Origin of the sequence: uncultured Streptococcus sp., from assembly GCF_901875575.1 — a bacterium.
Taxonomy (GTDB): Bacteria; Bacillota; Bacilli; order Lactobacillales; family Streptococcaceae; genus Streptococcus.
Map to the genome: position 1 here is coordinate 1 of NZ_CABFMF010000012.1, position 26,446 is coordinate 26,446.

The 26,446-nt window shown below is 38.3% G+C and carries 16 protein-coding genes and 2 pseudogenes; 10 read left to right on the forward strand and 8 right to left on the reverse strand.

What is annotated here, in order from left to right; translation table 11 throughout:
* Positions 1 to 209: 209 nt before the first annotated feature.
* Positions 210 to 470 (reverse strand): lanthionine synthetase LanC family protein, encoded by a 261-nt coding sequence (locus tag QZ114_RS04960; RefSeq protein ID WP_295500312.1) that lies wholly within the window; start codon positions 468 to 470, stop codon positions 210 to 212.
* 183 nt (positions 471 to 653) lie between these two features.
* Between QZ114_RS04960 and QZ114_RS04965 the strand changes: the two genes are divergently transcribed.
* Positions 654 to 1,517: a helix-turn-helix domain-containing protein gene (locus tag QZ114_RS04965; protein WP_295500315.1), complete on the forward strand. Its 864-nt coding sequence runs from the start codon at positions 654 to 656 to the stop codon at positions 1,515 to 1,517.
* A gap of 50 nt (positions 1,518 to 1,567) precedes the next feature.
* Here QZ114_RS04965 and QZ114_RS04970 read toward each other — a convergent pair whose 3' ends face one another.
* Positions 1,568 to 2,200 carry a LysM domain-containing protein gene (locus QZ114_RS04970; RefSeq protein WP_295500318.1) on the reverse strand — a complete coding sequence of 211 codons (633 nt, stop codon included), beginning with the start codon at positions 2,198 to 2,200 and terminating at the stop codon, positions 1,568 to 1,570.
* A gap of 241 nt (positions 2,201 to 2,441) precedes the next feature.
* On the opposite strand from QZ114_RS04970, the gene sdaAB reads away from it, so the two are divergent.
* From sdaAB to QZ114_RS04985, 3 genes are read left to right on the forward strand one after another with little or no spacing between them, the layout of a single operon-like run.
* Entirely contained in the window at positions 2,442 to 3,113 is a 672-nt protein-coding gene (sdaAB, locus tag QZ114_RS04975) for an L-serine ammonia-lyase, iron-sulfur-dependent subunit beta (RefSeq protein WP_295500321.1), read from the forward strand.
* 8 nt (positions 3,114 to 3,121) lie between these two features.
* Entirely contained in the window at positions 3,122 to 3,994 is an 873-nt protein-coding gene (gene sdaAA / locus QZ114_RS04980) for an L-serine ammonia-lyase, iron-sulfur-dependent, subunit alpha (RefSeq protein WP_295500324.1), read from the forward strand.
* Between the two features lie 21 nt (positions 3,995 to 4,015).
* Positions 4,016 to 4,663, forward strand: a complete 648-nt coding sequence (locus QZ114_RS04985) for an HAD-IA family hydrolase (RefSeq protein WP_295500327.1) — start codon at positions 4,016 to 4,018, stop codon at positions 4,661 to 4,663.
* 121 nt (positions 4,664 to 4,784) lie between these two features.
* Here QZ114_RS04985 and QZ114_RS04990 read toward each other — a convergent pair whose 3' ends face one another.
* The 3 genes and pseudogenes from QZ114_RS04990 to QZ114_RS09840 all read right to left on the reverse strand — a co-directional run.
* Positions 4,785 to 6,635, reverse strand: a complete 1,851-nt coding sequence (locus QZ114_RS04990) for a nucleoside-diphosphate sugar epimerase/dehydratase (RefSeq protein WP_295500330.1) — start codon at positions 6,633 to 6,635, stop codon at positions 4,785 to 4,787.
* 84 nt (positions 6,636 to 6,719) lie between these two features.
* Positions 6,720 to 7,520, reverse strand: a complete 801-nt coding sequence (locus QZ114_RS04995) for a glycosyltransferase (protein ID WP_366926345.1) — start codon at positions 7,518 to 7,520, stop codon at positions 6,720 to 6,722.
* Positions 7,500 to 7,647: pseudogene (locus tag QZ114_RS09840) on the reverse strand (glycosyltransferase family 2 protein); the annotation flags it as partial. The pseudogene QZ114_RS09840 and the gene QZ114_RS04995, both read right to left, overlap by 21 nt.
* A gap of 57 nt (positions 7,648 to 7,704) precedes the next feature.
* Here QZ114_RS09840 and QZ114_RS05000 point away from each other — a divergent pair.
* The 5 genes from QZ114_RS05000 (at position 7,705) to QZ114_RS05020 (ending at position 11,942) form a co-directional block, all read left to right on the forward strand.
* On the forward strand, positions 7,705 to 8,871 hold the full coding sequence (locus tag QZ114_RS05000) for an MFS transporter (protein WP_295500337.1): 1,167 nt from the start codon (positions 7,705 to 7,707) through the stop codon (positions 8,869 to 8,871).
* 138 nt (positions 8,872 to 9,009) lie between these two features.
* The gene (locus tag QZ114_RS05005; protein ID WP_042901798.1) at positions 9,010 to 9,336 is read left to right on the forward strand and encodes a PadR family transcriptional regulator; all 327 of its coding nucleotides are present in this window, start codon (positions 9,010 to 9,012) and stop codon (positions 9,334 to 9,336) included.
* A complete protein-coding gene (locus tag QZ114_RS05010) occupies positions 9,323 to 9,916 on the forward strand; it encodes a DUF1700 domain-containing protein (protein WP_295500342.1) in 594 nt (197 codons plus the stop codon). Before QZ114_RS05005 ends, QZ114_RS05010 begins: the two co-directional genes overlap by 14 nt.
* Positions 9,909 to 10,820, forward strand: coding sequence for a DUF4097 family beta strand repeat-containing protein (locus tag QZ114_RS05015; RefSeq protein WP_295500345.1), 912 nt, complete (start codon positions 9,909 to 9,911; stop codon positions 10,818 to 10,820). The genes QZ114_RS05010 and QZ114_RS05015 overlap by 8 nt, the downstream gene beginning before the upstream one ends.
* A gap of 57 nt (positions 10,821 to 10,877) precedes the next feature.
* On the forward strand, positions 10,878 to 11,942 hold the full coding sequence (locus QZ114_RS05020) for a DUF6574 domain-containing protein (RefSeq protein ID WP_295500348.1): 1,065 nt from the start codon (positions 10,878 to 10,880) through the stop codon (positions 11,940 to 11,942).
* Positions 11,943 to 12,028: 86 nt separating this feature from the next.
* Here the strand turns inward: QZ114_RS05020 and QZ114_RS05025 are convergent, their stop codons facing one another.
* Positions 12,029 to 13,015, reverse strand: coding sequence for a rhodanese-related sulfurtransferase (locus QZ114_RS05025; RefSeq protein WP_049539876.1), 987 nt, complete (start codon positions 13,013 to 13,015; stop codon positions 12,029 to 12,031).
* Positions 13,016 to 13,211: 196 nt separating this feature from the next.
* The gene (locus QZ114_RS05030; RefSeq protein WP_295500353.1) at positions 13,212 to 13,508 is read right to left on the reverse strand and encodes a bacteriocin immunity protein; all 297 of its coding nucleotides are present in this window, start codon (positions 13,506 to 13,508) and stop codon (positions 13,212 to 13,214) included.
* A gap of 628 nt (positions 13,509 to 14,136) precedes the next feature.
* On the opposite strand from QZ114_RS05030, the pseudogene QZ114_RS05035 reads away from it, so the two are divergent.
* Positions 14,137 to 14,291: pseudogene (locus QZ114_RS05035) on the forward strand (glycoside hydrolase domain-containing protein); the annotation flags it as partial.
* Between the two features lie 160 nt (positions 14,292 to 14,451).
* Here the strand turns inward: QZ114_RS05035 and QZ114_RS05040 are convergent.
* Positions 14,452 to 26,082: a DUF1542 domain-containing protein gene (locus QZ114_RS05040; RefSeq protein WP_295500356.1), complete on the reverse strand. Its 11,631-nt coding sequence runs from the start codon at positions 26,080 to 26,082 to the stop codon at positions 14,452 to 14,454.
* Positions 26,083 to 26,446: the final 364 nt, after the last annotated feature.

The following is a 26,446-nucleotide window of genomic DNA, read 5'->3' on the forward strand; positions in this document are numbered from 1 at the left end:
TTATTAAGTGCAAAATTTATATCTTTGAGAATGGTTGAATGACCATAATTTTTACTTACATTTATAACTTCCATTTTTCAATTCCTCCATTAATATCTTTTAGAATTAAATAACTTGTTCTGATATGATTTAGAGCTAAGGTTTAAAGGAATATAAGATTTCTCTCCTTGGTTATACTGACTTAACAAAATAGCAGTATCAATGATACCCTACCATTCTAAGAAATATCCCAATAAGTAATCTCTAGATCGTTCTCCAGTGTAATAACCGTTATCTCTAGCAAAAGCAAAGGCTTTTCTCCAAAAACTATTTGCTAAATTTAAATATCTGGAATCTTCAGTTACAGCATATACAAATAATAGAGATTGCACCATTCCTGCTATTCCGTGACAAACAGAAAAATCAACTTCATCATTTTCTTCTATAGCAAAGCTCTTCGCAATTTCAAATAAATCAACTTTTTTATTCATACCTTTTTCCTCCTATCTGTATTTTGTGTCTATAGTATACCTCTTCTTTACTCTATTTTAGAATTAGTTAACTTTTTTCACACATTATTTTAGTTTTCTTTTTTACTATTCCTATTATTAGGATAAAATATTTTTAATAGAATTACATTGTTTGTTAACTTTTTTCACAAAAAGGAGAAAAGCATGCGTTATGATTTCGGAAAGGTCTATAAAGAAATACGTGAGTCAAAAGGCTTAACCCAAGAAGAGGTCTGTGGGGGTGTTCTCTCAAGAACCAGCCTATCAAAAATCGAAAGTGGCAAGACAACCCCAAAATATGAAAATATGGAATTTCTTCTCCGTCAAATCAATATGAGCTTTGAAGAGTTTGACTATATCTGCCATCTCTATCAACCTAGCCAACGGACAGAAATCATGCAAACTTATCTCAATATGAATTCTATCGTTGGCAGCAGTAGTTTAGTTCATTTTTTGGAAACATGTCAATCCTATCTCAAATCCCACCACGACCTGCCTATAGAAGAAATCAGGGATATGCTAGAAATTGTCATTCATATCCGTCGACATGGTACAGAGCAACTGTCAGACCAAGTAAAACAGACTATCAAAAAGCTTTGGGAAAAAATTGAAAAACAAGATACATGGTATGAAAATGATCTAAAAATCCTCAATACCATCCTTTTCAGCTTTCCCATTGAACATCTCCATCTCATCACTGGAAAAATCTTGCAACGCCTAGAAGTCTATAAAAACTATCAACATTTATATGACTTGCGAATGGCAATCCTACTCAATCTATCCACCATTTACTTATATCATCAAGATAAAAACATGTGTCAACAAATCTGCTATACTTTACTAGAGGATGCCAAGAAAAAGAAAAACTATGATAGCTTAGCTGTCGCCTATGTTCGTATCGGAATTTGTAGGGATGATGCTAAACTTATCCAAAAAGGTTTCTCCCTTCTGGAGCTGATCGATGAAACTTCTATGCTGTCTCATCTCAAAAAAGAAGTGGAGACCTATTATCAACCGAAGAAAATATAAAAAAGTCGAGGAATTTCCTCGACTTTTTAAATTATTCTGTTCGTTATTTCTTAATACCAGCCGTTGTTAAGCCAGAAGTTTTTAGCGGCTGACCATGAACCGTAACGTCCTGCAACGTAGGCATCTGCTACACGTTCTTGGTTTTCAGCTGAGTAGTCACCGTTCAAGTATGAAGCTGTCAATTGGTAACGTCCGATATATTGTCCGTTTGTAGCTGTGTAGCTACCACCTGATTCTTTTTGAGCAATCCATTCTTTTGCTTCTGCGTCAGATCCGCTTACAGTTGAAGCTGGTGCTGCCGCTGGTGTTGGAGCAACTGCTTCTGCAGGAGCACTTGCTACTGGTGCTACTTCTGTAGTTGCTGCTACTGGTGCTGAAACAGCCTCATTCTGTGCTGCTGGTGCTTTATAAGTGCTTGGAGCTGGTGTTACAGCAGGTGCTACAGGTCCATCGATAACGAGCTCTTGACCTACGTAAATCAAGTGGATGTTCTCAATGTGATTGTTTTCTGCTAATTTCTCAACAGTTGTGTTATATGTTTCAGCAATTTCTGAGAGAGTATCACCCTCTTTAACAGTGTAAGTTGTTGATTCTTGAGCAGATACAAACGATGGTACAAATACTGCAAACAAAGCAGCTACTCCTGCAATAGTTGTTTTGATTTTATTAGTTGTTGTTTTCATTTTTAAAAGTTCTCCTTCTTTCTATATCTCTATGATACCTTTTAAATATTACTATTTCTTAACACTTTTATGTAGAAATATTACAAAATTATTTTTTTATTTGATAAAACAAGGCATTTTTGTCACAAAAGAGCCTATTTTTATGCTATTTTGGACATTAAAGAGGTTTTAATCCACAATTAAAGCCAATACCTTCATTCTTTGATATAATATAACTAAGAATTTTTATAAGGGGAAACTGATGCAATCACTTCGTTTTCAATCTGTCTTTGATATTATCGGACCAGTCATGATTGGACCATCTAGTAGCCATACTGCTGGTGCTGTTCGAATTGGGAAGATTGTCTCTTCCATTTTTGATGATACCCCGACAGAAGTCGAATTCCAATTATTCAACTCATTTGCTAAAACCTATCGAGGACATGGTACAGACCTAGCCCTTGTTGCAGGGATTTTAGGCATGGATACAGACGATCCTGAAATTCCAAACAGTCTGGAAATAGCCCACAAGAGAGGCATCAAGATTGTCTGGACCATCCAAAAAGACAGCAATGCCCCTCACCCAAATACCACCAAGATTACTGTCAAAAATGCCCACAAGAGCATCAGTGTCACTGGTATTTCTATCGGTGGGGGGAACATTCAGGTCACCGAACTCAATGGCTTTGCGGTCTCTCTCAATATGAATACACCTACCATCATCATTGTGCATCAGGATATCCCTGGGATGATTGCCCTTGTAACCAAAGCTCTCTCCCGCTATGATATCAATATAGCTCAGATGAATGTTACTAGAGAAAAAGCCGGTGAAAAAGCCATCATGATTATCGAAGTTGATAGTCGAAATTGCGAGGAAGCCATCGAAGAAATTCGAAAAATTCCTCATCTTCACAATGTCAATTTCTTTAAGTAGGGGGAATCATGTTTTATTCTATCAAAGAATTAGTCGAACAAGCAGAAAAGAACTTCCAAGGAAATGTCGCTGAACTGATGATTTCGACAGAATTTGAGTTGACCGGTCGAGAACGCGAAGAAGTCCTTCTCCTAATGGAACGCAATCTAGAAGTCATGAAGGACTCTGTACAATTAGGACTAAATGAAAATAAATCCCGTAGTGGCCTAACTGGAGGTGACGCTGCAAAGCTTGATCGCTATATCCAAAGTGGCAAAATCTTGTCAGATAACACTATTTTATCAGTCGCTCGCAATGCCATTGCAGTCAATGAACACAATGCTAAAATGGGTTTGGTCTGCGCTACTCCTACAGCAGGGAGTGCTGGTTGCCTACCGGCAGTTCTTACGACCGCTATTCAAAAATTAGACCTGAATCATCAAGAACAATTAGATTTCTTATTAGTCGCTGGGGCCTTTGGCCTAGTTATCGCAAACAATGCTTCTATCTCAGGAGCTGAAGGTGGATGCCAGGCTGAAGTCGGTTCTGCCTCTGCTATGAGTGCTGCCGCCCTCACTTTAGCAGCAGGTGGAACTCCCTATCAAGCTAGTCAAGCCATTGCCTTTGTCATTAAAAATATGCTAGGCTTGATTTGTGACCCTGTTGCAGGTCTAGTTGAAGTTCCCTGTGTCAAGCGCAATGCCATGGGATCTAGTTTTGCCTTCATCGCAGCAGATATGGCCTTGGCAGGCATCGAATCCAAAATCCCCGTAGATGAAGTTATCGATGCCATGTATCAAGTAGGAGCGGCCATGCCAACTGCCTTTCGTGAAACAGCCGAAGGTGGCCTTGCTGCCACTCCTACTGGCCGTCGCCTCCAAAAAGAAATTTTCGGAGAGTAATCTTATCTGATAGGAGAAATTATGACCTCTATCTCAGCCATCTTTTTTGATCTAGATGGAACTCTTGTTGATAGTTCCATTGGGATTCATAATGCCTTTAGCTCTACCTTTAAAGAGCTGGGAGTCCCTTGTCCTGATGCCAAAACCATTCGTAGTTTCATGGGACCACCTCTTGAAAGTAGCTTTGAGACTTGCCTCCCCAAAGAAAAAATCTCTGAGGCAGTTCAGACTTACCGTTCTTACTACAAGGAAAAGGGAATCTATGAAGCTCAACTCTTTCCTCAGATTGTAGACTTGCTTGAGAAGTTGTCGAGCAATTATCCACTCTACATCACCACTACAAAGAATACACCTACTGCTCAGGAAATGACAAAAAACTTGGGAATTAATCATTTCTTTGAGGGAATCTATGGATCCAGTCCTGAAACTCCACATAAGGCGGATGTCATTCGCCATACACTAAAAACACATCAACTAGCACCAGAACAAGTTATCATCATTGGTGACACCAAGTTTGATATGATAGGAGCTCAGGAAACCGGACTTAAAAAACTAGCAGTCACTTGGGGCTTTGGAGAAAATGCTGATTTACTAATCTATCAACCTGATTTTATAGCCCATGACCCCTTAGAAGTTTTGACTTTTTTCAAGACAAAAGAAGCTAGGTAAAAACTCAATTTTAGTAGAAACTGAAGTAAAACTTTCCATAACAAAACGCATAGTATCACGTTTTTTCATACCTGATACTATGCGTTTTTCTGATTTTAAAGACTTTTTACCCAAACTCTTTCTATTCAACATGGGTTGTTTCATTAGCAAAAGCGATAATGGCTTGCTTCAACTCATCTCCACGTAGGGAGCGGAATTCTTCAATTTTTTGATCGATAGCTTCTAGTGGCATGACATTTACTTTACCAACAAAAATCTTATCCATCACTTGATTATCAACCAATTCGGTTGACACCAAGAGTTCTTCATAAAGTTTTTCACCTGGACGGATACCCACTTCAACGATTGGAATTTCGCTTTCAGTATGACCACTTAGTAGCACCATTTTCTTAGCCAAGTCATAAATCTTGACTGGTTTGCCCATATCAAGGATAAAAACTTCTCCATCCTTAGCATAGGCCCCAGCATGGATAACTAGACGGCTAGCTTCTGGAATCGTCATAAAGTAACGGGTCATGCGGAAGTCAGTCACCGTTACAGGACCACCCTCAGCAATCTGACGCTCAAATACTGGAATCACACTACCACGGCTACCAAGAACATTCCCAAAACGAACTGCACAGTAGGTAGATTTGCTCCGTTGATTAAAGCCAGTCACAATCAACTCAGCCACGCGCTTGGTTGCACCCATAACATTTGGTGGATTAACCGCCTTATCTGTCGAAATCATGACCATCTTAGGTACTTTAGCTTCATCAACTGCCTTGGCAACATTGTAAGTCCCACGAATGTTATTTTTGAAGGCTTCTTTTGGATTGCGCTCCATCATAGGAACGTGCTTGTGGGCAGCCGCATGATAAACAATAGCTGGCTTGTACTGCTCAAAGACTTGCAACAGACGGTCGTAGTCTTGAATATCTGCGATAACTGGCACATAATCAATCCCTTGGAACTTACGAATCAATTCATGATACACAAGGTAGATTGAATTTTCCCCATGACCAAGTAAAACAATGCGTTCAGGATTAAAGCGACTAACTTGGCGACAGATTTCAGAACCGATTGAACCTCCAGCACCTGTGACTAAGATTGTCTTACCTGTCAGTTCTGCGCCCAGACGCGATTCGTCAAGACGAATTTCCTGACGGCCCAAAAGATCGGTAATGTCAATTTTCTGGAACCCAGTACCTGCTTGGTGTAAACCTTGAACAACTGTTTCAACCTTAGGCATCTTGTAACATTTAACGCCTAGTTTATTACACATCTGCAAGATTCGCTCATATTCTGACGGATCTAGTGATGGAATAGCTACGATCACACGCTCAATTTGGTGACGTTTAGCTAATTCAGGCAAATTATCATATGAGCCCAAAACAGGGATCCCACCAAGTTTTTGACCTTTTTTCTTAGCATCCTTGTCCAAAATACCAACAAGTTCCAATTCACTAGTTGGATGTTGGTAACTGTCCATAAAGAGAGCTCCACCATCACCCGCACCAATCAAGAAGGTACGACGATGCTCACCATCTCCACTTCCTTTTTTGCGTTTAGAGTAAATTAATTGCCAGGTAATACGTGGTAATAAAATCAAGAAAGTACTCAATAAGATAAAGAGAACGATAAATCGAATCGAAAAGAGTGGCAAGAAAGCATAACAGATACTATATGACAAGATGCTACTTGCAGTCACACCAAAAAAGATTTTCATAAAATCCGTTATCTTGCTATAACGGCTGATACTAGCGTTTAGCCCCCAAAATGCAATCATCAACTGGTAAAATAAGAAGGACAAACTTGTATAGATAATGTAGTCAACAGGCGCTGGGTTTATCAATCCATAAAATAAGATATAAGATACGATGATAGAAACCACCATACTTAGAATATCGAAAATCCCCCAAAACACTTGTTTTTGTTGCTTATTTAAAATTTCAACCAGATCAATGACATAATCTGTTAGTTTTTTATTCATAGGAATTTAGTCCCCCTAAAAAGAGATGAATAGTTATATTGTTATTATAACACTTTTTGCTAATTTGCTATCTAGTGCCTGCTTTTATTTGCTTTTTCTTAATAGTTTGACAAAGATAAACTGACGAACAAAGCCAGGACAAAGGGCAACGACTGCCTGAATTCCAACGCTTTTAGCATATTCTATGTAAGAGATTTGATTTCTTTCCAACATCCGTTGTCGAGCCTGACGATAGAGTTTGAGATAACGCAATCCCCCACGACGCTCAAACATACCCGCACCGACGCGAACCCTGCACAAAATTTGATCAATATTCCCAGTTCTAGCACCTGCAGCAATCATATTGAGCCAAAGGAGATCATCCTCCATATAAAGTCCATCTTCGTAGTTACCTGCTTTGAGGACCATGTCCTTCTTGAACATGACCGTCATGTGATTAAAGGCACTTCTCATCCTTTGATAAGAAACAATTTCTGTATGCTGGGTTGGAACACGACGATAGGAAACAATCTCTTCTGGATTGTCAATAAATTCTGCAATGTGACCACCTAAGAGATCAAGATTTTCCTGCTCCATGAGATGAATTTGTTGTTCAAAGCGATCAGCTACTGCTATGTCATCTGTATCCATACGAGCAATGATATCGTACTGGCACTGCAAAACACCGTATCGAAGAGCCAATCCTAGACCTTGATTTTCTTCCAAAGGACAACGTTTAACGGGTATATCTGACTGATTTTCTACCTCGTCAAGTACTTGATAGAGCTCAGAAGTGAGAGGACCATCCTCCACAAGAATGATTTCACTCGGTTTCATAGTCTGGTTTTGAATGCTTTTGATAGCTTCCTTCAAAAATATCGGATTTTCCTTTATATAGACCGACATCAAGACGCTAATTTTTTGCTTTTCAGACACAGTTCTTCTCCAATGTATAAATTTCCTTCCACTATTTTATCATAATTTTCAAGACTTTCCCATTTTTATCTTGAAAGCCAGAAACCTTACTTGACATTATAAGGAAAAAGCCTTAAAATAAGCTGTTATTAAAATCAGCTAGAAGAGGTATTATATGAAAAAGCAATCACTCTTTTTTGTTCCAGGTATTATCCTGATTGGTGTTTCCTTGCGGACTCCTTTTACTGTTTTACCCATTATTTTAGGAGATATTTCGCAAGGTCTGGGGGTAGAAGTTAGTTCACTAGGTATCTTGACTAGCCTCCCTCTCCTCATGTTTACCCTCTTCTCGCTATTTTCTACTCGACTGGCTCAGAAAATCGGCCTGGAACATCTCTTCACCTATAGCCTTTTCTTCTTGACCATTGGCTCTCTCATTCGACTAATCAATCTTCCCCTCCTCTATCTAGGAACCTTGATAGTTGGGGCAAGTATCGCAGTCATCAATGTTCTGCTTCCTAGTCTTATCCAAGCCAATCAACCAAAGAAAATTGGTTTTCTGACTACCTTATATGTAACTTCTATGGGGATTGCAACGGCTCTGGCCTCCTATCTTGCCGTGCCCATTACACAAGCCAGTTCTTGGAAAGGACTTATCATCCTCCTCACCCTGCTCTGTCTAGCAACTCTTTTAGTCTGGTTACCTAATCACCGCTATAATCATAGACTGGTTCCACAAACCCAACAAAAAAGCAAAACAAAGGTCATGCGTAATAAACAGGTCTGGGCAGTTATTGTTTTCGCAGGCTTTCAGTCTCTGCTCTTTTACACAGCCATGACCTGGCTACCTACTATGGCCATCCATGCAGGCCTATCCAGTCACGAAGCTGGCTTGCTCACTTCTATCTTCTCTCTGATTAGCATTCCTTTTTCAATGACTATCCCAAGCCTGACAACCAGCTTGTCAACTCGCAACCGTCAGCTCATGCTCACTCTAGTTTCACTAGCTGGTGTGGTCGGCATTTCCATGCTCTTTTTCCCTATTGGTAATTTCTTTTACTGGCTTGCCATCCATCTCCTCATCGGAACGGCAACCAGCGCCCTCTTCCCTTATCTCATGGTCAACTTTTCACTCAAGACAAGCGCCCCTGAAAAGACAGCCCAATTGTCCGGCCTATCTCAAACAGGAGGCTATATCCTAGCAGCCTTTGGGCCGACTCTCTTTGGATACAGTTTTGACCTTTTCCACTCTTGGGTACCAGCTGTAGCGGCCCTCTTGCTCGTCGATATCCTGATGACTGTGGCTCTCTTTACAGTAGACAGAGCTGATAAAATCCTCTAAACTCCTAGTAAAAACTAGGAGTTTTTTATATATAAAAATTTTACACATTTCTCTTGACAGGGCTCTCTTTTAGATGTACAATGTATGTGTAGAAAAATTATATATAAAAATCTTATACATTAGAAAAGGAGGTTTCTCATGTACTTTCCAACATCCTCTGCCTTGATTGAATTTCTCATCTTGGCCGTACTGGAAAAAGGGGATTCTTATGGTTATGAGATTAGCCAGACCATTAAGCTGATCGCTAATATCAAAGAATCTACACTCTATCCTATCTTAAAAAAATTGGAAGGCAATAGCTTTCTGATAACCTACTCTAGAGAGTTCCAAGGTCGCATGCGCAAATACTACTCCTTGACAAATGGTGGTATAGAGCAACTCTTGACCCTAAAAGATGAATGGACACTCTATACAGACACCATCAATGGCATCATAGAAGGGAGTATCCGCCATGACAAGAACTGAATACTTGACTCAGCTAGAACTCTATCTAAAAAAACTGCCTCAGGCTGACCAAATTGAAGCCATGGATTATTTCAGGGAACTCTTTGACGATGCTGGAGTCGAAGGCGAAGAAGAACTCATCGCTAGCTTGGGAACTCCTAAGGAAGCGGCCCACGAAGTTCTCTCAAATCTTCTCGATAAAAAAATCAATGAAGCACCTGCTCAAAAGAATAACCGACAAATTTTGCATATCGCCTTGTTAGCCCTACTTGCAGCACCCATCGGTATTCCTTTAGGAATCGCCATTCTCTTGGCTCTTTTCGCAATCCTTGTGGCCGCTTCGAGCGTCATCTTGGCTTTCTTTGTAGTTTCCATACTTGGTATCATCGGTGGATTCCTATTTTTAGTTGAAAGTTTCACTGTCTTAGCCCAAGCTAAATCAGCCTTTATCTTGATTTTTGGTTCTGGTTTACTGGCTATCGGTGCTTCTTCACTAGTCTTACTAGGTATTTCCTATGTAGCCCGCTTCTTCGGCCTACTCATTGTTCGCCTGGTGCAATTTATTCTCAAAAAAGGAAAGAGAGGTGATCAGCATGCGTAAATGGACAAAAGGATTTCTCATCTTTGGTGTGGTGACTACCATTATCGGCTTTATCCTGCTTTTTGTAGGTATCCAATCTGACGGGATTAAGAGCCTACTTTCCATGTCCAAGGAGCCTGTTTATGATAGTCGGATGGAAGAGCTGACCTTTGGCAAGGAAGTCGAAAACCTAGAAATCACGCTCCACCAACACGCGCTGACCATCACAGACTCTTTCGATGATCAAATCCACATTTCTTACCATCCATCTATTTCTGCTAACCATGACCTTGTCACAAATCAAAACGATAAAACTCTGAGCCTCACTGATAAGAAACTGTCTGAAAGTCCGTTTCTCTCTTCTGGAATTGGCGGGATTCTCCATATCGCAAGTAGCTACTCTAGTCGTTTTGATGAAGTTATTCTCCAATTGCCAAAAGGAAGAGCTTTAAAAGGGATCAACATCTCAGCCAATCGCGGTCAAACTAGTATCACCAATGCCAGTCTTGAAAATGCGACCCTCAATACAAACAGCTATATCCTCCGAATTAAAGGAAGTCGTATCAAAAACAGTAAACTCACAACGCCCAATATCGTTAATATCTTCGATACAGACCTTACAGATAGTCAGCTAGAGTCAACAGAACATCACTTCCGCGCTGAAAATATTAAAGTATATGGTAAAGTAGAACTATCTTCTAAAAATGCGCTCAGTATCATGCTAACTCAAAAAGAAAGCCAAGAAATTAACTTAGACCTCTCGAGTCACCATGGTTTTATTTATCAATTATTAAGAGATAAGAGTCAACAGAAACCCAACGAATTAAGCAATCCTTACAAAACTGAAAAGACCGATGTAAAAGGTCAACTCATAGCTAAGGCTGATGATTATATTAGTCTTGAGACTACAGCCAACAGACCTTAACAAACCTATTTATATCGACCACAATAACGCATATCTAACTAAAAAGGAGGTTCTACCATGAAACAAGAATGGTTTGAAAGTAATGATTTTGTAAAAGCAACAAGCAAGAACAAGCCTGATGAACAGCCCCAAGATCTTGCAGACAAGGCTGAAGAAAGGATAGTCAATCTCGATACGCCAATTGAAAAAAATATTCAAGTAGAGGAGGAAGTCTCCCAAGCTGAAGTCGAACTGGAAAGCCAGCAAGAAGAGAAAATTGAAACGCCTGAAGACAGTAAAGCGAAAACAGAAATAGAAGAAAAGAAAGCATCCAATTCTACTGAAGAAGAGCCTGACATTTCTAAAGAAACAGAAAAAGTCACTATAGCTGAAGAAAGTCAAGAAGCACTTCCTCAGCAAAAACCAACCACGAAAGAGCCCCTTCTTATCAGTCAATCCTTAGAAAGTCCCTATATCCCCGACCAAGCTCCAAAATCTACGGATAGATGGAAAGAGCAAGCGCTTGATTTTTGGTCTTGGCTAGTGGAAGCGATCAAATCTCCTACGAGCAGTCTTGAAACAAGTAGCACACACAGTTATACAGCTTTTCTCTTACTCATTCTGTTTTCTGCATCTTCCTTTTTCTTTAGTATCTACCACATCAAACATGCTTACTATGGACATATAGCAACGATGCATAATCACTTCCCTGAGCAGCTAGCTCCTTTAACTCTCTTTTCAATCATCTCTATCCTAGTAGCAACAACACTCTTCTTCTTTTCATTCCTCTTGGGTAGTTTCGTTGTGAGACGATTTATCTACCAAGAAAAAGACTGGACGCTAGAAAAGGTTCTCCAACAGTATAGTCAACTCTTGGCAATTCCAATCTTCCTCACTGCTATTGCTAGTTTCTTTGCCTTCTTTGATAGCCTGCGATTTACAGCCCTCTTGTGTGTGATTAGCATTGGAATCATTCTGCTTGCCAGTCTCCATATCATTACAAGACCAAGTCAAGCAAGTGAAACCGACTCCTTCTATCAATTATTCTTGTCTGTCCTTGTGAACGGAGTTATTATCCTCCTCTTCTTTGTAGCTGAAGTGGCACTGATTGGGGATTATCTCCGTATCTTAGCCTTTCTTTAAGATTCAATCCTGTCATCCATGGCAGGATTTTTTTGAATACAACATGTCCGTCTAACTAAAAAACAGCCCCTGAGGACTGTTTGATCTTATACAGTAGCTGCTTGATCCAAGCTTTCACCGATAGTGGCTAGGCGCTCGACAACTTCAGCTTGTGTCAATTCATTTTCTGAAACATAGCGGTTACGTGGGTGAACACGGCACTCGTGTGAGCATCCACGAAGGTACTTGTCTTCATTTTCTTCTGATGTCAAGATACGACGGTTACAGAATGGATTTCCACAGTTGACATAACGTTCACATGGGGTTCCATCAAACCAGTCTTTCCCTACGATGGTTGGGTTAACATGGTTAACATCTACGGCGATACGCTCGTCAAAGACGTACATTTTCCCATCCCAAAGCTCACCTTGAACTTCTGGGTCTTTACCGTAAGTTGCGATTCCTCCGTGCAATTGGCCTACATCTTTGTAGCCTTCACGAACCATCCAACCTGAGAATTTCTCACAGCGAACGCCACCTGTACAGTAAACCACAACACGTTTGTCCATGAATTTTTCCTTGTTGTCACGAACCCACTGTGGCAACTCACGGAAGTTGCGGATGTCTGGGCGGATAGCCCCACGAAAATGTCCTAGGTCGTACTCATAATCGTTACGTGTGTCAAGGACAACAGTATCTTCATCAAGAAGGGCTTCTTTGAACTCTTTTGGAGACAAGTAAGCACCTGTTGTTTCAAGTGGATTGATGTCGTTGTCGAAGTCATTGTCTTCCAAACCAAGGTGGACAATTTCTTTCTTGTAGCGAACAAACATCTTCTTGAAGGCTTGTTCATTTTCTTCGTCAATCTTGAACCAGAGGTCTTCCATTCCTGGAAGGCTGTGAACGTAGTCCATGTATTTTTGAGTTGTTTCATAGTCACCTGAGACTGTTCCGTTAATTCCCTCGTCAGCGACTAGGATGCGGCCTTTAAGACCAATTGATTTACAGAAAGCCAAGTGATCTGCAGCAAATTGCTCTGCATTTTCAATTGGAGTATAAAGGTAGTAAAGTAAGACACGAATATCTTTTGCCATAAGATTTGTTCTCTTTTCTATTCTTAAATTTTCAGAATTTTTCATCCAACAATACTAGTATACCTGCTTGAGAAAACGAATGCAATTTATTTGACTGAAAATTATAGAGAAAGGACTTTCCTGCACTTCAGTGGTGAAGTTGTAACAGCTTTATTCCAAGAATTTAAAGGTCTATAACTTTCTGCTTACAGGCATTTCAGTAACCATATCGAATATTAGATAGATCTCGCAATTTTTTAATCTGCTTAGATTGACTTTCCGATAAATGCAACTTATGTTCAATCAATACACCTGCAATAGCGACATTCATTTGACTCAGAACAAATGGAACAGAGGTTCCACCATCCTTCAGCTGAGCTTTAAAAATAACTAAGTGCTTTTTGAGAGGGGCAAGTTGAGGCGTATCGTCTATATCTTGAAGGAGCTGATCTATGATAACAATCGCCTCATGAGATCTTTCACTCCCTCCAGCAAACCATTTTAAATTGGACATTCATTTTCCTCCTGAAATTTGCTTGACAAGAAGCTCGTTTTCTTTATGTGAATTCTCCTTTGTAAAGTCAATACATCTTTAATCTCCATTTATTCACACATAATATAAAAACAAAGGTGACTCTAATACTGAATATATCAAAAAAATAAGTTAAAAACAATCTTTATCATACTTTTCTTTTGATAGTGACAATCTGACTAATCATGCTAGTCTTCTGCTCTTCAAAGGTCTCGTCAAAAAGTTGAATCTAAACGAAGTCCGTTCAAAACACCTTTTGATTGATGATAAGAGACGCTATTATTTCTACTTAGATACCACTTTATTATCCAATGTCTCTTTGGCTACAATACAGATTATGCCTGTAAGGGATTGAAATCAGATGCTCATTTCTAACAGTTTTAGAGACTGGACTAATCGCTTCACAACTAACATTGTCTCGCTTTCTTTCACGTTCAACAGAGAAAACCGTTAAGAGCTTTAGCATATTGAGCTTTGAATTAGTTCAACTTTTTTTACAAATTTAAAAACAATCCAGTCTTATCATTAATGTAGACTCAACTCATTTTACCATTTAAGATCATAAAGAGAAACCCGGCTATAATGCTCATTAGCTAGCAAAAGCTTATCACCCTATCTCTTCCGTTACAGAAACTACACTGAATACACTAAACTTTAATCAATACAATGCATCAGAAGACATTCAAAGCAAGTTAGGAAGCCTATTCTGTCGCCGAGGATAATAGTAGTCTCTCTACCTGGTACATATGGTCTACTCTCGGACTTTAGCCAACCTGCCCAGGAAAACCAAATTATGATATTGTAATCCCTAAAAGCCAAAAATCTCCCAGCAGACTTTCCTGCTAGGAGATTTTCTTATGAGAGGTACTTGTTTAAGCTTTGAAAATCGGACTTATCATCTGATAATTATCAAACGATCTACCAATTAAGCTTCTTCGTCTTCTTTACGACGACGTCCTGCAAGACCAAGACCAAGTAATGCACTTGCTGCCGCTGCTACCATAGCTACAGTAGAATCTGCTGTACCTGTATTTGGTAATTCTTTAGCTACTTTACGCGCGTTTGTGGTTTCTTCTTGATTAGCATTTACTACTGCTTTAACACCTGCACCTGCATTAGTTCCTGCATTGTTGTTAGCACCTTTAGCTACTACTAATTTATCTGCTGGAATTACCATTTTTTGTCCATCTGGGTAAACGATTGTTGCTTCCCCTTTTGCTGAGATTGTGATCTTAGCATCTTTAAGTTTTGGATTTGCTTTGATTAATGCTTCTTTAACAGCTGCTTTTTCTGCGTCTGTAAGGTTATTCACATCACCTACTGCAACTTTTTCTGGTAAGTTAATATCTAATTCTGCATTTCCATTAGAGTCAGATAATTTTTCTTCTACTAATTTATCTGCTGGAATTACCACTTTTTGTCCATCTGGGTAAACGATTGTCGCTTCTCCTGTTGCTGAAATTGTAATATTAGCATCTTTAAGTTTTGGATTTGCTTTAATCAATGCTTCTTTAACAGCTGCTTTTTCTTCATCTGTTAAGTTTGTTTTGTTAACTACTCCAACTTTTTCTGGTAATTTTGGTGTTTCTTTTTGTCTGAAAGCATCATCTCTTGGAATTGCTAATACTTGACCTTCTTTTGTAACGATAGTTACATTTCCTTCTTTGTCAATAGTAACAGCTAATTCTTTCTTACCATCTTTTTCGATTGTTGCATTACCATCTTTATCAATAGTAATTTTCACTTTACCATCTTTAGATGCGTAAACTGTATTTTCTTTATCATCAGTTGATTTCTCTAGAGTGCTAATGTCGAATTCTTCAACACCAGTGATAGCTCCTAGAATCATGAATTGGAACTTCGCTTTTTCTTCTGGAGTAATATTCTTAAGGTCAGTTACAGTTACTTTACTTAAATCAAACTCAAGGTTATCTCCACCATTTTTCGCTTTAGCATCTTCTTTATCTTTCACTAGTTGTTCTTTAGCTATTGTTGCTGTAGAACCGTCTGGTAATGTTACTGTTGCATTTCCTTTGTCGTCTACTACTACAGTTGAACCTGGGTTGACTGCTTCAATTGCTTTCTTAACTGCTTCTTTTTCAGCGTCTGTTAAGTTTTCTTTATCTCCAACTAATGTACGGAAGGCAGGTGTTTTCACTTTAGCGTTCTTAGCTTCGTCAGCTAGGTTGTCAGCTGGGAGTACTAAGTCTGTTGATGGGATGTTTAGAACTGTTCCATCAGCTTTAGTTACTGTTGCATTTCCTTTGTCGTCTACTACTACAGTTGAACCTGGGTTGACTGCTTCAACAGCTTTCTTAACTTTTGCTTTTTCTTCATCTGTAAGTTTAGTTGGATCTGCTACTACAGTTTTAGCTGCTGGTGTGTTCGCATCGTTACCACCATTATCTTTCTTAGCATCGTCTTCAACTTTAACTAAATCTGTTGATGGGATAACTGAAACATTGCCATCTTTCACTACAGTTGCATTTCCTTTATCGTCAACTACTACAGTTGCGCCTGGATTTGCTGCTTTAACCTTGTCTTCAATTGCTTTCTTCTCTTCTGGAGTTAGAGCATTTGGATCTGCTACTTTTGTTTTAGCTGCTGGTGTAATTGCATTGTCTTTAGCTTGTCCATCGTTCACATCTTTTTCAGATTTTGTTAAATCTGATGCTGGGATGACTGCTGTCTTACCTTCTGGTGTTGTGACTGTTGCGTTTCCTTTGTCGTCTACTACTACAGTTGAACCTGGGTTGACTGCTTTAACTTTAGCTACGATTGCATCTTTCTCATCTTGTGTTAATGAGTCTGGATTTGCAACTTTTGTCTTAGAAGCTGGTTTAACAATATCGTTTCCTGCTTTTGGTGCTTTTTCTGCATCTGCATTCTTCGTTAAGTCTGATGCTGGAATTACCGCTGTTTTACCATTTGGAAGTGTTACTGTTGCATTTCCTTTGTCGTCTACTACAACTTCAGCACCTGAATTTACTGCTTTAACTTTAGCTGCGATTGCATCTTTCTCTTCTGGAGTTAAGCTTTCTGGATTTGCTACTACAGTCTTATCTGCTGGTTTAACGATGTCGTTTCCTGCGTTTGGTTTAGCTGCGTCTGCTGCTGATTTAGTTAAGTCCGCTGCTGGAATTACAACTGGTTTACCATCTTTAGGTGTTACTGTTGCATTTCCTTTGTCGTCTACTACTACAGTCGCATCTGGATTTACTGCTTTGACTTTAGCAACAATTGCTTCTTTCTCATCTTGTGTTAATGAGTCTGGATTTGCTACTACAGTCTTATCCGCTGGTTTAACTACGTCGTTTCCTGCGTTTGGCTCTTTAGCTGAATCTGCTGTCTTAGTTAAGTCTTTCGCTGGAATTACTGCTACTTTGCCATCTTTAGTTACTGTTGCATTTCCTTTGTTGTCCACTACAACTTCAGCACCTGGATTTACTGCTTTAACTTTAGCTGCAATTGCATCTTTCTCATCTTGTGTTAATGAGTCTGGATTTGCTACTACAGTCTTATCTGCTGGTGTGTTTACATCGTTTCCTGCGTTTGGCTTAGCTGCGTCTTCTTTTGTTTTCACTAAATCTTTCGCTGGGATAACCACTGTCTTACCATCTTTAGTTGTTACTGTTGCATTTCCTTTATCATCTACAACTACAGTTTTAGCTTCTGGATTTACTTCTGCTACTTTAGCTGCGATTGCATCTTGCTCGTCTGTTGTTAATGATTCTGGATTTTCTACAACTGTCTTGTCAGCTGGTTTAACTACGTCGTTTCCTGCGTTTGGTTCTTTAGCTGAATCTGCTGTCTTAGTTAATGCCGCCGCTGGAATTACTGCTGTCTTACCATCTTTAGTTGTTACTGTTGCATTTCCTTTGTCGTCTATCGCTATAGTAGCTACTGGATTTACTTCTGCTACTTTAGCTGCGATTGCATCTTTCTCATCTTGTGTTAATGGTTTAGAAGAATCAACCGCTACTTTATCAGCTGGTGTGTTAACGTTGTTTCCTGCATTTGGTTTAGCTGCTTCTTCTTTTGTTTTCACTAAATCAGCTACTGGAATTGTTGCAATATCACCATCTTTAGTTGTTACCGTTGCATTTCCTCTGTCGTCAAATACCACGTTAGCTTCTGGATTTACCGCTTTGATTGCATCTGTAATCTTAGCTTTATCCACATCTGTTAATGCATCTGGATTGCTTACAACCACTTTATCAGCTGGTGTGTTTACTTTGTTTCCAGCATTTGGTTGTTTAGCTTCTTCTTGAGTTGTTACTAAATCTTTTGCTGGAATTGTTGCTGTCTCAGTGTTACCATTTTTATCTATTACAGTTACTGTAGCATTTCCTTTATCATCTACGAATATCGCTTTCGCATCTGGATTAACTTCTTTAATCTTAGCTTCAATCGCTTTTTTCTCTTCTGTAGATAATGGTTTAGTTGGATCTGTTACTGCTACTTTATCTGCTGGTTTGTTAATGTTGTTTCCAGCTTTTTCGTTAGCAGCTTCTGCTTCAGTTTTCACTAAATCTTTTGCTGGAATTACAAAGCTCTTACCATCTTCTGTAGTTATTGTTGCATTTCCTTTGTCATCAACAACCACCGTTGAGCCTGGATTCACTTCCTCAACAGCTTTCTTAATTTTAGCTGCTTTATCCAGATCATTGTCTAACACTTTATCAACAGGTTTCTTAATTAAATCTTGTTTTTTAGGATTTAATAGATATGCTTTTGGTTTTGCTAAGTCTTCTACAGGGATTGTTGCAATGTCTCCATTTGCATTCTTAACAGTTGCATTTCCTTTTGCATCAAATACTACTGTTGCTCCTGGGTTAACTTCTAAGATGTTTTTCTCAATTTCTTTAATTTCATCCGCCGTTAATTTATCTCTGTCTTTCACAAACACTCTGTCTGCTGGTGGATTGATTTTGTTTCCTGCATTCACCTTAGCTTTATCGGCGTCAGTCTTCGTTAAATCAGCTACTGGAATTGTGGCTGTTTTACCTTCTGGAGTTGTGACTGTCGCATTTCCATTTTCATCTACGAACACTGTTGAACCTGGATTTACTCGTTGAACTTTAGCTGCAATTTTTGCTTTGACATCATCCGTGATTTGTCCATCTTTAGCAAATACGCCGTCAGCTGGTTTGTTGATTACGTTACCTGCTTTTGGATCCGTTAACACTTCATCTGAAGTCTTCACTAAAGCATCCGCTGGAATTACTGCTGTTTTTCCTTCTGGAGTTGTGACTGTCGCATTTCCTTTAGCATCAACTGCTACAGTTGCTCCTGGGTTAACTTCTAGAACCTTAGCTTTAATTGCTTCTTTTTCAGGTTCTGTTAAAGCATCTTTATCAGCAACTACTGTTTGATCAATAGGTTTCTTAATCGCATCTTGTTTAGCCGCATTTTCTAAATCTTCTTTAGCATTTGATTTCACTAAATCAGAAGCTGGGATTGTTGCTGTAGCCTTAGTTCCATCTGGATTTGTTACAGTTACTGTCGCATTTCCTTTGTCGTCTACTACTACTGTTGCTCCTGGATTTACTGATTCTACAGCTTCCTTAATTTTATCCTTAACTTCTTTTGGTAATGTTGCATTTGGATCATTCAATACCGCTGGATCTACAAGTGCTTTTTCAGCTGGAGTGTTTACTTTGTTTCCTGCTGATGGAGTTTCTTTAGCTGCTGGATCTTTCAGTAAGTCTTCAACTGGGATTGTTGCTGTCTTACCGTCTGGTGTTGTGACTGTTGCGTTTCCTTTATCGTCTACAAATACAGTTGCACCTGGGTTTACTGACTCTACTGCTTTTTGAATTTTAGCTTTAACTTCGTCTTTCTTGTCTCCAGTCAAGTCTGCTGGTGTTGCCGAAACTTTATCAGCTGGTTTGTTGATGTTGTTTCCTGCAGTTGCACCTTCAGCTTCTTTTGTAGTTTTCACTAGGTCAGATGCTGGAATTACTTCAGTTTTACCGTCTGGTGTTGTGACTGTTGCATTTCCTTTTTCATCTACAACTACTGTTGTGTTTTCTGGATTTACTTTTGCTACAGCTGCTTTGATTGCATCTTTTTCTTCTTGACTTAATTTAGCTGGGTTCTTAACAAGTGTTTTATCAGCTGGTTTCTTAACTGCATCTTGTTTAGCTGGATCTGTTAAGTCATTATTCGTTTTCACTAGATCAGCTGCTGGAATTGTCGCTACAGCTCCGTCTTTCGTTGTTACTGTTGCATTTCCTTTTTCGTCAAATACTACTTTAGCATCTGGATTTACTGCTTTAATTTTTTCAGCAATTTTATCCTTATCTTCAGTTGTTAATTCAGCTGGATTTGCTACTACTACTTTATCTGCTGGTGTATTTACTTTGTTTCCACCATTTACTTCATCTTTAGCAGTTGGAGCTTTCACTAAATCTTCAACAGGAATTGTTGCTGTTTTACCATCTGGAGTAGATACTGTTGCATTTCCTTTGTCATCAACAAATACTTTTGTTCCTTCTGGATTTACTTTAAGAATTGCTTCTTTAATTTTATCTTTATCAGTCGGTTGTAAGTTATCTTTGTTAGCAGTTACTTTATCTGCTGGTTTATTGACATTATTACCTGCTTTAGTATTTTCTGCATCAGCTGCTGTTTTCACTAAATCAGCTACTGGAATTGTTGCTGTTTTACCGTCTGCTGTTGTTACTGTTGCATTTCCATTAGTATCAACTACTACTGTTGCATCTGGATTTACTGCTTTAACTTTTTCTTCAATAGCTTTCTTAGCAGCTTCATCAATATTCGTTGGATCTGTTACTAATACTCTATCCGCTGGTTTATTGATGTTGTTTCCTGCTTTTGCAGTTTCTTTATCTGCTTCTTTTCTTACTAAGTCAGCTTTTGGAATAACTACAGTTTTACCTTCTGGTGTTGTTACTGTTGCATTTCCTTTATCGTCAACGACTACAGTAGAATCTGGGTTTACTGCTTCAACTGCTGCTTTAATCGCATCTTTAGCTGTTTGAGGTAATGTTGCATCTGCATTATCTACTAATTCTGGATCAACTACGACTTTGTCTGCTGGTTTGTTTACAGCATCTTGTTTCGTTGGATCTGCTAATTCAGTTTTAGCTTTCACTAAATCTGTTGCTGGAATTGTTGCTACAACGCCATCTTTATTTGTTACTGTTGCATTTCCATTAGTATCAAATACTACTTCAGCACCTGGATTTACTTTAAGGATTTCAGCTTTAATCTTTTCTTTATCTGTATCGTTTAATGAAGCTGGGTTTTCTACCACTACTCTATCTGCTGGAGTATTTACTTGGTTTCCACCACTTACATTTTCTTTATCAGATGAAGTCTTCACTAAATCAGCTACTGGAATTGTTGCTGTTTTTCCTTCTGGTGTTGTTACAGTCGCATTCCCTTTATCGTCAACGACAACTGTTGCACCTGGGTTTACTGCTTCAACTGCTGCTTTAATTCTAGCAAGTTCAGGCTCTGTTAGTTCAGCTTTATCTGCTACTTGTACTCTATCTGCTGGGTTGTTAATGTTGTTACCAGCTTTTGCAGTTGATGTTTCATTAGGTTTTTTAATTAAATCATCTGCATCGATTACTGCTGTTTTTCCTTCTGGTGTTGTTACAATTGCATTTCCTTTGTCATCTACAACTACTACTGCACCTGGGTTTACTGCTTCAACTTTTGCCTTAATAGCGTCTTTTACTTTAGTACGTTCTTCTGGACTTAATGTTGCCATATCAGCTACAACAGTTTGAGCATTCGGTTTATTGATGTCATCTCCACCGTTGACTTTGCTTGCATCTTCTGGTGTTTTAAATAAGTCTGCAGCTGGAATTGTTGCAATTGTACCATCTTTAAGAACTACTGTTGCATTTCCTTCAGCGTCATATTGAACTGTAGCATCTGCACCATTTAATTTTTTCAGTTTTGCAGTTGCTTTTTCTTGATCAACTGGATTTGTTGCACTACCAACTACTTTATCTGCTGGTTTAAGAATTCCTGCATTACCTGAACCATCTTTTCCTGCATCAGCTAATGTACGTACTAATTCTTTCGCTGGGAAACCTGCTGTATGCCCATCTGGTGTTGAAACTGTTACTGTTCCTGCAGCATCAATTGATACTACAGCATTAGGATTAACATCACGAACTGCTTTTTTGATCTTTTCTTTATCTTCAGCAGTTAACTGATCAGGGTTATTAACAATCACTTTATCTGTTGGACGGTTAATATTATTTCCTCCACCAGCTGTTTCTAAAGCACTTGCATCTTTTGTTAAGTCAACTTGTTTTAATGTTTCTGTTTTACCATTTGGTAATGTAACACTAGCACTTCCATCTTGATTTACTGTTACAGTTGCACCTGGGTTTACTGCTTCGATAGCTTTTTTAAGTTTTTCTTGTTCTTCAGCATCTAAATTGGTTGGGTTTTTCGCAACTAATTTATTTCCTGGTAAACGTGCAGAGTTAATAGCAGCAATGGCTGTTTCAGCTGCTTTTTTAGCTTTATCAACGTCAGCATTTTTCTTAGCACCATTAATTGCTTCTTCTGATGCTTTTTTAATTTCATCTACTTCATCTTGAAGTTTTTTCTTAGCTTCTGGCGATAATGCAGTATCGTCTTGAATTGATTGTTTTTTAGCTTCAGCAGCATTTGTCACAGCTGTATTAGCTTCTGGTTTTTTAGCTGGATCTTTTGCTAAAGCTGTAATAGTCGCTGCTCCATCAGTACCTGCTGCATTGATTTCACCTTGAATTGTTCCAGCTTCTTCAGGTGTATCAGCATTATTTTTCTTACCGTTGATTTCTGCTTTTTTAGTATCAGCAATCTCTTTAGCTTTATCTTTAACTTCTTTTTTCTCTTCATCGGTTAAGTCAGTACGATCATCGATTTCTTTTTCTTTTGCCTTTAATGCTTCATCGATTTTATCTAATGCTGCTTGTTTACTGATTGGATTAATTTTAGAGATTGCATCCGTACCATCTGTTTTTCCAGTATCAACTGCTGTTTGTGCTGTTGTTGCTTCTGCTGGAGTTGGTGCAGTATCTGGTTGTTCATTAATTTTAGCAATTGCTTTATCTGCTTCTACTTTAGCAGCTGCTTTTGCATCTTCTTTTTCTTTTTGAGTTAAATCTTCACGCGCATCAAGTGCATCATTTTTAGCTTTTAATGCATCTGCAACAGCTTGTTTAGCTGCTTCTTTAGCTACTGGGTTTACTTTACCTACGGCTGCAATTCCATCATTTTTAGCTGTTTCAATTGCTCCATTGTTTGTAGCTTCATCAATTTTACCTAATGCTGCTGTTTTATCTTCGTTTACTTTAGCAATAGCTTTTTCTTTCTCAGCTGGCGTTAATGCAGCGTTATTATTAATCGCTGTGATTTGGTCTGTTGCTTTGTTATTTACTGCATCAATAGCTGGTTGTTTATCTAATTTCACAACTTTATCTACTGGGATCGTATCTTTAGAACCATCTTTATAAGTTACTTCTAAGTTATCTCCTTTTTGAACAAGTGTATCAACTACTTTTGCAGCAGCAGCCTTGTCTACTACTGTTCCTTTTTTATCTTCTAAGTTTTTATCTTCATTTTTCTTAGAGTATTCTAAAGGAATATTTTCTTTGATTTTTTCTAATTCAGCTGCTGGAATATTAACTGTATCAGTTACTACAATTTTGTTAGCTTCATCTAATTCTTTAATATCATATTTTTTCGTTTGAGATTTCAATACAATAGAAAATGAGCCAGGGTCTGTTGCATATGAACTACTAGTTGCATTATTAACGATAATTTTTCCGTCTGTATCAGTTGCTGTCGCATAACGAGTTACCAGTCTATATTCGTCTGTATCTCCTTTAGGGAACTTAGTTTTATCAAGTCCTGCTGTATCTTTGGTTACTTTACCTCCGATTTTCACAATAGCAGGTTTTTCAGCTGTTGCTTCTGTTTCTGAAGTAACAGGTGTTAAAGTCATATCAAATTCATTATCTAAAACATCTGGATTAGCAGTAGTTGGATTTAAAGGCTGATTTCCACCTCTGTTAACTGTTGCTGAAGCTACTTTACCTGAATCATCTGTATATTTAATATCAAGGTCAATATCTTCATTCGCATATACATAGACATCTTTCTTGCCATCTACTGAATAAGGGATTTTCACTTCTGGAGCATTATTTTTACGAACGATTACTTTGTATGTGTAGTCAGCAGATTCTTTACCTTGACTATCTACAGCTTTGTAGATAACAGTGTGCTCTCCCGCTTCTGAAGTATCAATTCCAGTAACATTTGTATTTCCATCAACTGAAACTACTCGAACATGACCTTTGTTACCAAGTGTCGCATTTAAATCATCTTCATGGTCTGTTACTTTTACAAGAGCTAATAAATCAGCTTTAGTAATAGTTGTTTCCGTTGGGACTGTTTTTTCATTTTGGTTTTCTTCCACTGCTGATACTACTGGTGCTTCGTTAGTAACAGGATACTGTGTTTTTCCTAAGTATGTTCCTTTTGTTGCTCCACCATTGTGAGGAATAACTTTTAAGTTTACCCCTTCTTTAACAGGTTCTGTTAATGTTAACGTAACTGTATCGTAGAAATTACCTTTTACAGTCTCTTTAACAGTTGCTTTACCTGCATTTCCACCAGCCATCACTAAACTTCCGTCATCTTCACGTTTAATATCAAGCTGAACTTCTCTGTTAGTTTCTTTATTTGTATAGAAGAAGTATGTGAATCCTGCATCATGTGGTACAGTAAAGGTTACTTCTTTAGCTCCTGCGACAACACTCTTACCGTCTTTTGCTGCCGCTGATGGTAAGATTGCTGAAGGTCCGATAGATACAACTACATCCGTCTTTTCACTTAATACGCCATTAACAGTCTGTGTAACTTCAACATTGTTCTTAGGAGCATAGAATGTTCTGGCTCTTTCACTTGCTCCAAATAATGCTTCGTTACTGTTAAGTCCTTTATCTAAAGATAGTTTCCAAGTTCCATCAGCTCCAACTTCTGTAGTTTTTTCTGTGATAACTTGTGTTCCTTCTGGATTTTTTATAGTAACCTTAACAGTTGCTCCAGCCGTACCAGTCCCTGATAATTCTTCATCAGTTGATAAAACTGTATTTCTAGCTTTAGGATTTCCAGTTACTACAGGTGCTGGCCCGCTAATTAACATCCCTTTAGAAATTGTATCTGTAGAACCATCTTTATAAGTTACTACAATATTATTTCCAGAATTAGTAATAGAAGCAATACGATCTGATTGATTTTCTACTTCTGTTCCTTTTTTATCAGCTAAATTAGCGTCATCATTGTTATTAGAGTACTCAATTTTTAATTTTTCTTTGATTTTCGCTAATTCAACTTCTGTTACATTAGTTGGATCTGTTACAGCAACTTTTTCAGTTGGTGTCTTGATATCATACTTATCTGTTTGAGATTTAACGATGAATTCAACATACCCAGGTTTTCTTCGACGAAGTTCATAGTTCTCAACACTATAGGATTCATTTGCTGGCATAGATTTAACACCGTCATTATCTTTAGCCTCGATAAAACTTGTCCACTTGTTTGGAGCTTTAAGGTTTGTAACACCCGTCATCTTGATTGTCGCTGTTCGCTTATCAGCAGATACTGTTCCTTCCCCAGATGCTACAGCACTATTAGTTACCTTTCCTATTGTAAAACCATAAACACTAGCGTTATCACTTTCATCTAAACCTTTATTTCGTAGATATAAATCTTTTACTATTGTCTCGTCTTTACCGGTAAATGTTAAGTCAGTATTTTCACCAGTGTAAATATAGATTTGACGTTTGTCTTCATTTGAGTATGGAAGTTCAACTGTTGGAGCTTGATTTCCTTCTGTTCTAAACCCAACACCTGTAACCATTTCTTTCTCATTACGTGAATCATGAGATCCTGTGTTTTCGATTGAGTTAGATTCTGATTTAGGTTCAGTGTTTTCTGCTTTTTTACCTACAGTTGGTTGTCCGTTAGTAGTGTCTACTTCTGGAGTTTCTTTTTTCTCTACAGGTTTGTTTTTTAATTTTGAGCTTACTGTATTGAGAAGATTTCTGTAAGCTACGTTCAATTCATCTTGAGTCGTTGCAGAAGCGAGTACAGACTCAGCAGAAGCCAATTCCCCATTCAAAAGAGCAAGGCTCTCCTCTGTTTTATTATCATACTTGCCTGCAGCAAGTTTTGATTTAATTTCTGAAATGTAGTTTTCAAGTTGGTTTTTGTCCAAAGCTGGAGTTGTTACTTCTGGTGTTGCTGGTTGTGTTGACTCTTCTGCAATTGGTTGTGCTGCTGGTGTGCTTTCCGCTGAAGTTGGGCTGTCTTCAGAGGCTAGCGCTGGAGCTTCTACAGATGGCGTATCTTGTTTGCTTAGCTCGTTAGCTGATACAGCTCCATTACCTAAGAACATGAAAAGAGCAGCGACTGCTACACTAGCCGCTCCAAAGCTATATTTACGAATCGAGTAACGCGTGACCTTTTCACGACGTAGACGCTCAACGCGACTCATTGATGATTTGTTGTCCATTAATTTGGATCTCCTTTTTGATATATATTTTGGATTTTCACATAAAACTAACCGTTTCTTAAAGCAACGGCTAGTTATTATAATTAATGTGTATCCTTGCATTGACTATTTTACTTTATTTTTAATATATATGCAACTAATTTGATTTTAAATTTTCGCAAAAAAAAAAAAAGCCTTTTGGGAAATCAAACAATTTTCAGAAAATTACTATTTGCATTTTTAAATACTTTTTTGTATAAATATATGAAATATTATCTAGTCAATCGGATAAAAATAGTTGATGCCATTCGGAAAGATAGCGGATACATTTTTTTGTTTTAATAAAATAAATAAGTTTGATATATAAAACTAGATATTTTGCCGG

What these genes read in the sequence shown, in the direction of transcription:
- QZ114_RS04960 (WP_295500312.1), bottom strand. Translation starts at nt 470, where the DNA reads ATGAATAAAAAAGTTGATTTATTTGAAATTGCGAAGAGCTTTGCTATA.
- QZ114_RS04965 (WP_295500315.1), top strand. Translation starts at nt 654, where the DNA reads ATGCGTTATGATTTCGGAAAGGTCTATAAAGAAATACGTGAGTCAAAA.
- QZ114_RS04970 (WP_295500318.1), bottom strand. Translation starts at nt 2,200, where the DNA reads ATGAAAACAACAACTAATAAAATCAAAACAACTATTGCAGGAGTAGCT.
- sdaAB (WP_295500321.1), top strand. Translation starts at nt 2,442, where the DNA reads ATGCAATCACTTCGTTTTCAATCTGTCTTTGATATTATCGGACCAGTC.
- sdaAA (WP_295500324.1), top strand. Translation starts at nt 3,122, where the DNA reads ATGTTTTATTCTATCAAAGAATTAGTCGAACAAGCAGAAAAGAACTTC.
- QZ114_RS04985 (WP_295500327.1), top strand. Translation starts at nt 4,016, where the DNA reads ATGACCTCTATCTCAGCCATCTTTTTTGATCTAGATGGAACTCTTGTT.
- QZ114_RS04990 (WP_295500330.1), bottom strand. Translation starts at nt 6,635, where the DNA reads ATGAATAAAAAACTAACAGATTATGTCATTGATCTGGTTGAAATTTTA.
- QZ114_RS04995 (WP_366926345.1), bottom strand. Translation starts at nt 7,520, where the DNA reads ATGTCGGTCTATATAAAGGAAAATCCGATATTTTTGAAGGAAGCTATC.
- QZ114_RS05000 (WP_295500337.1), top strand. Translation starts at nt 7,705, where the DNA reads ATGAAAAAGCAATCACTCTTTTTTGTTCCAGGTATTATCCTGATTGGT.
- QZ114_RS05005 (WP_042901798.1), top strand. Translation starts at nt 9,010, where the DNA reads ATGTACTTTCCAACATCCTCTGCCTTGATTGAATTTCTCATCTTGGCC.
- QZ114_RS05010 (WP_295500342.1), top strand. Translation starts at nt 9,323, where the DNA reads ATGACAAGAACTGAATACTTGACTCAGCTAGAACTCTATCTAAAAAAA.
- QZ114_RS05015 (WP_295500345.1), top strand. Translation starts at nt 9,909, where the DNA reads ATGCGTAAATGGACAAAAGGATTTCTCATCTTTGGTGTGGTGACTACC.
- QZ114_RS05020 (WP_295500348.1), top strand. Translation starts at nt 10,878, where the DNA reads ATGAAACAAGAATGGTTTGAAAGTAATGATTTTGTAAAAGCAACAAGC.
- QZ114_RS05025 (WP_049539876.1), bottom strand. Translation starts at nt 13,015, where the DNA reads ATGGCAAAAGATATTCGTGTCTTACTTTACTACCTTTATACTCCAATT.
- QZ114_RS05030 (WP_295500353.1), bottom strand. Translation starts at nt 13,508, where the DNA reads ATGTCCAATTTAAAATGGTTTGCTGGAGGGAGTGAAAGATCTCATGAG.
- QZ114_RS05040 (WP_295500356.1), bottom strand. Translation starts at nt 26,082, where the DNA reads ATGGACAACAAATCATCAATGAGTCGCGTTGAGCGTCTACGTCGTGAA.